The 5,390-nt window shown below is 57.2% G+C and carries 3 protein-coding genes; all 3 read right to left on the bottom strand.

The window, feature by feature from the left end; all coding sequences use genetic code 11:
- Positions 1-122: 122 nt before the first annotated feature.
- Entirely contained in the window at positions 123-1,199 is a 1,077-nt protein-coding gene (locus E8A46_RS21470) for an acyltransferase (protein ID WP_291565591.1), read from the bottom strand.
- Positions 1,200-1,591: 392 nt separating this feature from the next.
- Positions 1,592-3,709: a methyl-accepting chemotaxis protein gene (locus E8A46_RS21465; RefSeq protein WP_291565588.1), complete on the bottom strand. Its 2,118-nt coding sequence runs from the start codon at positions 3,707-3,709 to the stop codon at positions 1,592-1,594.
- A 73-nt stretch (positions 3,710-3,782) separates the two neighbouring features.
- Positions 3,783-4,958, bottom strand: coding sequence for an ABC transporter substrate-binding protein (locus E8A46_RS21460; protein WP_291565592.1), 1,176 nt, complete (start codon positions 4,956-4,958; stop codon positions 3,783-3,785).
- Positions 4,959-5,390: the final 432 nt, after the last annotated feature.

The raw sequence follows: 5,390 nt of genomic DNA, 5'->3' as shown, positions 1-5,390 counted from the left end.
CATTCGCGTACGAGACGTTATGGAATGGCGACGTCCCCATTTATCTCGACTGCTGGAATTTCTCGTGGCGAGGAAAAAGGTCTGCTTCGTGCCATCAATAGCCGACATTCGTCACAGCGAGTTCAATTGGCTGTCTGCAGCTTGGGCCGTCTACCCAAATTTCTTCCCAGGCTAATGGCAGGCTTCTCGACAAAACGCCATAGCAGCCAGGCCGCCGGCGTGATGAACAAGATTGCTAAAAACGTGGTGACAACGATTGTCAGGGATAGCGGCATTCCCCACGCTTGAAGCGCCGGCGGATCGATAGCGCGGAAGGCAAACAGCATGCCCAGTGGGTGCAACAAATAGAAGCTGTAAGAGATCCGGCCATAAAGCCGAACTATCTTGAAATCGAGCAGTTTAAACACAGACATATCCTGGCGCCAGGCGACCAGCATGACCAATATCGATGCGCTTAAGCATTCGAGCGCTATAATCGGCGCGGTCTGCTTGCTCGCACCGCAGAAAACAAAAACGCCAATTGCAGCGAACGCCGTTGCGGTCGCGATCTGCGGGGGGACAACCAGCGCTCTCCGGGCTCCCCGAAAATGGATCAGTACCCCGGCGACGAAGGCATAAAATGCCACAAGGTTAGTGAAGCCGCCGAGCAAATGAACGTAGGATCCCCAGAAGGAGAGACCGAAAAGAACAGCAATGAAGATCCACAGCAGCGATTCACCATGCTTGCTAAGGGACCATACACTCAGCAGGATTAGCGGTGTTGCCGCGCACTCGACCGTCATCGACCACATCACGCCGTTGATATCGCTTCGGATCATCAGCATATTCAGAATGACGTCGAGCGGATCGAATGAAGCCTGATACCCGACGAACAACCAGAACCGCCAGTGCAGCACAGTTAGCAACGAGACGACGGCGATGGCGGCGGGAAACAGCCGAAAAAGGCGGTTGCGGAAGAACCTCACCGCATCGGGATTGCTGTCGAGGGAGCGCGCTAGGACAAAACCGCTGAGGACAAAAAAAGTAACGACAGCGCCTGTGCCGTTTGAGAGGGCGGCGATTAGCTGACTGGCGAAGCCGTCCAACCAGCCGTCGCCCGGCAGTGGAGACAACTGGCCGCTGACGTGACAACCGACGACCGTAAGGGCTGCGATGCCACGTAAGGATTCAATGCGCGGGAGAAATTCTGAATGCTTCACTGAGGGCACCGCTGGTCAGGATGCACCTTCTACACCATCGTGGCGACCAGCGCCATTGCGCCTGCACCGACGCGCCGGCAAGTCGTCCTATCGGGACAGATTGAGCACAGCATTCGCCAACTTTCGCGGCTCCGTCTCGCCTCCTGCTTGAACCGGGCTCGAGCGTCGGAATCGCTCAGCGCATCAGTTATATGATCGAGAGCATCGAGATGTCCTGAAAGCGCTTTGATTGTGAGGGTCAGCTCGGCGTGAGACGCCAAAAGCTCCGTGAGAGCGAATGTCACTATAATATCCGGGTCCGATAGCCCTACGATTTTCTGTTGTTTAAACAATTGAACCACGTTGTTCATATTGCTCTCGCTTGGCACTCATCGATCTTGTATCTCGAGTTTTTAAGCTGCCCTCACCGTGTTTAGGAACTTGGCGACCTCCAACTTGAGACGATTGCTTTCCCCGGACAAAGACTGTGCTGAGGAAAGTACCTTCGCCGAAGCAGAACCGGTCTCGCGAGCTCCCTTGTTCACGTCGACAATATTGGTGGCGACGTCAGAGGTACCTTGTGCTGCCTGCTCAACATTGCGCGAAATTTCCTGCGTCGCGCCGCCTTGCTGCTCGACAGATGTCGCGATCGTTGCCGCAATTTCTGAAATCCGACTGATCGTGGTTCCAATTTGCTCGATCGCCACAACCGAATCCTGTGTAGCAACCTGCATTCCCGCAATCTGGCTACTGATTTCTTGGGTTGCGCTGGCAGTCTGCGCAGCGAGCGCTTTCACCTCCTGCGCAACGACCGCAAAGCCGCGTCCGGAGTCGCCGGCGCGAGCTGCCTCAATCGTAGCGTTCAGAGCCAGCAGGTTGGTCTGCTCCGCGATTGTCGTTATCAGATTGACCACATCGCCAATCCGTAGAGCGGCCTTCGACAGCTCGTTGATGCGCTGATCGGTGACATCTGCCTGACGGACGGCCTCACCGGTAATCCGGTTCGATTCCTGAACTTGCCGGCTGATTTCAGCAATCGAGGCAGTCATCTCATCGGTCGCCGCCGCTACCGATCGGACGTTACTCGAGGCCTCCCCAGATGCCGATTCAACCATTCCGGACAGCTGCTGAGTCTCCTCGGCAGTCCTGCTCAAACTGATCGCTGAAGCTTCCAGCTCCGTTGAAGCGGAGGATACCGTCTGCACAATCTCGCCAACTGCGGCCTCAAATTCATCAGCGAGTTTCTGCATCTCGGCTCTTCGCTGCGCACGCGCCTGCTTTTCTGTCTCTGAGCGTTCCGCACGAAGCCGGCTGGACTCGAGCATGTTGCCCTTAAAGACTTGAAGCGCCTCAGCCATCTCGGCAATTTCGTCGGAACCGCTGGTCGCGATTTCCGCACCCAGATCGCCTGCTGCTAAGCATTTCATGCTGTTCTGGAGACGCACAAGGCGACGTACAACCCCGCGGCTAACGTAAAACCAGCCGATGGCGAGCGCAACGACCAGACTGACGAGCGCCAGGGAAATCAGGATAATCCGACCTTGCCGGATCTCCGCCTCGGATTCACGAACCGCAGCGGCCGCCGCCACCTCGCTGCGCGTTCCCAGGCCTGCAACTTCCTTCTCAAACTCCTGGGCGAGCGCGCGATTTTCGATCACCACATTGGCACCAGTCTTGGCGGCAACCAGCTCCCTTTGCTTGAGCTCGAAAATATTACCAGCATCCTTGCCGGTCTTGACCAATTCATCGACGAGTTTCGACGTCTCGGGATCCTTGATGTTTGTCGCTGCCTTTTTAAGGTGGCCTGCTGTCGCGGCGAACCGGTCTTTGACCGGCGGCAGCAGTTCGGCGGACGACAGGTCGGCCGCTTCAACGAGGATCCCCAATATGAGGTTGGACTCGGCGCGCAGGTCCAGGATTGCCTGCAGGGACGTGAGTTCGTTATCGGCAAGCGCAGCCAGTGTCTTCTGAACGACCTCGAGGTCTTTGTTGTCCGCTGCGGTCTGCAGACCCATCGTCAAGGTGAACCCGGCGTCATCGGACATCGGCGCCAATTTTTCAGCGAGCTTCTGATGTGATTTTCGAACGCTGGTGACAAGTGCGTTCCGCGAAGCGGCAATGGCGTGGCGCTCGGTGACAGATTGCGCCAGCCGGTCGAGATTCACCAAGATGAGATCAGCGGTCCTGTTTAACCTTGCAGCATCCTCGGCGGTGAGCGCACCAATGCTTTGCGTGAGTTCCTTGCGCGCGGCCGTTATAACCTTGAAGGCGTGCTCGCGCTCGGCCGCATCTGTTGCGGCGAGAAGGCGCGGCGCAGCGGCGGCGACTTCACCTGCGGCTCTGATGACCTCCGACGCGCGCGCGATCTCCGGCAAGCTCTTTTCGGCGATTGCACCAAGCGAACGCCCAAGGCTGCCGTAGGAGATAATCGCGCTGCTGCTCGCCAGCACGGTGAGCGCGGCGACGAGCCCAAAGGCTGTAAACAATCGACCGCGGAGACCAAGGTGATACCACGACATCGCAGCCTTCATCGTCAATCTCCAGGTAGTAATCGCACTAAATCGTTACGCGAACAGTCTGGGCTTTCTTCGCAGCCTTTCTTATTTACGTTCCGGGTTTCTCAAGGTGAGAGACCGCCTTGAGGCTGCCGTCCGCCTGAATCACGGTCAGGAACACTTGATCCGAGCCCCGATTGCTGCTGGGGCTGTAGGCGAGCTTGAAACCGCCAAGATCGATGGTGCCGGCCTTTTGAACGGCCTCGACCACAGCTTGCCGTGTAAGATCACCACTAACTTTTTCCAGCGCAACGATGATCGCGCGGCCAACAAGGTAACCCTCAAGCGAGACGAAGCCCGGCTGAGCGTCGGGGGCGCTTGCCTTGAGTGCGGCCTGGTAGCGCCCGACCACCGGTATCGAGGCGTCATTCGGAAAGGGAACGACCTGTGTGATCACGACGCCGGCACCCGCTGGGCCCAGTTCCTTTGCAAGCGCATTGGAACCAACAAACGAGATATTCACAAAGGTGGCGTCGAGCTTGATCTGTCTAGCCAACTTGATGAACTCGGCCGCGGGCTTGTAGGGGCTGATCATGATGACTGCATCAGGCTGAGCCTTCTTGATGGCCAGCAGCGCTGCTTTTACAGCTAGCGTGTTCCGCTCGAAAGTACCTTCCCCGGCAAGCTGCATCTGCCGCTTGTCGAGCGCCTTCTTGACACCGGCCAGGCCCGCCTGGCCGAAAGCATCGTCCTGGTACATGATTGCGATTTTGGATGCGCCGATGTCCTTGGTCAGATGTTCGACCATGGCTTCCGTTTCCTGGAAGTAGCTGGCGCGGATATTCATCACCAGGGGTTTGTAGGGCTCGCGCAGAAATTCGGCGCCGGTAAAGGCGCCGATAAAGGGAGCACCTCCTGCGGTCGCGATCGGCTGGGTGGCGGCTGCTGTTGGCGTACCCACTGCGCCGGCGAGAGCGAATACCTTGTCTTCCTCAAGCAGCTTCTTGACCACTTCAATGGACTTGCTCGGTTCGTACCCGTCATCGACGCTCTTGAGCTCGAGCTTCCGACCCTTAACGCCGCCGGCCTTGTTTATTTCGGTGAAGGCCGCTTCGAGACCTAATTTCATGCCTTGGCCCAAAGCCGAGGCCGGGCCTTCGAGAGCAGTTGCCTGGCCAAATACGACCTTGTCGGCAGAGACACCATCTTCAGCGAATGCAGAAACACCAGTCGTGAGGAGGGCAGCTATTACAACGGGAAGCGCTTTAAGAGGAGAGGTTCGCATGGAGAATGTCCTTCTTAATCGACGGCTGCCAAAGGCGATGGATAGCTTCGTCGCGCACCGTTTCGGTCGTTGAAAAAGCATCACGGCAATAATTTCCAAGCTTGCTCCTAAAACCTTCACAATCAATTAACCAAAATGTCCACGCCGCTTCATCGGGTCACTTCGCTGGCTTGGACGAGGACCCCTGGGTGAAATCATAGTCCCGAGCGCCTTCGCGGTCTCGAGATTGATCGCCAGCTCAAATTTTTATGGTTCGCGCGCAGCAAGCACTTTCGCTGCTCGCGCGCAGTCATCCGAGAGAAAGCTGCGCGTCGACAACTGACCGCAATCCGGTCAGTGAAACGTCGCCCGCACCGGTGCGGTGGCACTACGCGGGCGACGGGAATGCGGTTCGTTAGAAGAAGCCGACACCCTTATCCAAGCCTTCAGACG

Origin of the sequence: Bradyrhizobium sp. (assembly GCF_004799445.1) — a bacterium.
Lineage (GTDB): Bacteria > Pseudomonadota > Alphaproteobacteria > Rhizobiales > Xanthobacteraceae > Bradyrhizobium.
This window is presented reverse-complemented; position numbering and strand designations above follow the sequence as displayed.

What these genes read in the sequence shown, in the direction of transcription:
- E8A46_RS21460 (WP_291565592.1), bottom strand. Translation starts at nt 4,958, where the DNA reads ATGCGAACCTCTCCTCTTAAAGCGCTTCCCGTTGTAATAGCTGCCCTC.
- E8A46_RS21465 (WP_291565588.1), bottom strand. Translation starts at nt 3,709, where the DNA reads ATGAAGGCTGCGATGTCGTGGTATCACCTTGGTCTCCGCGGTCGATTG.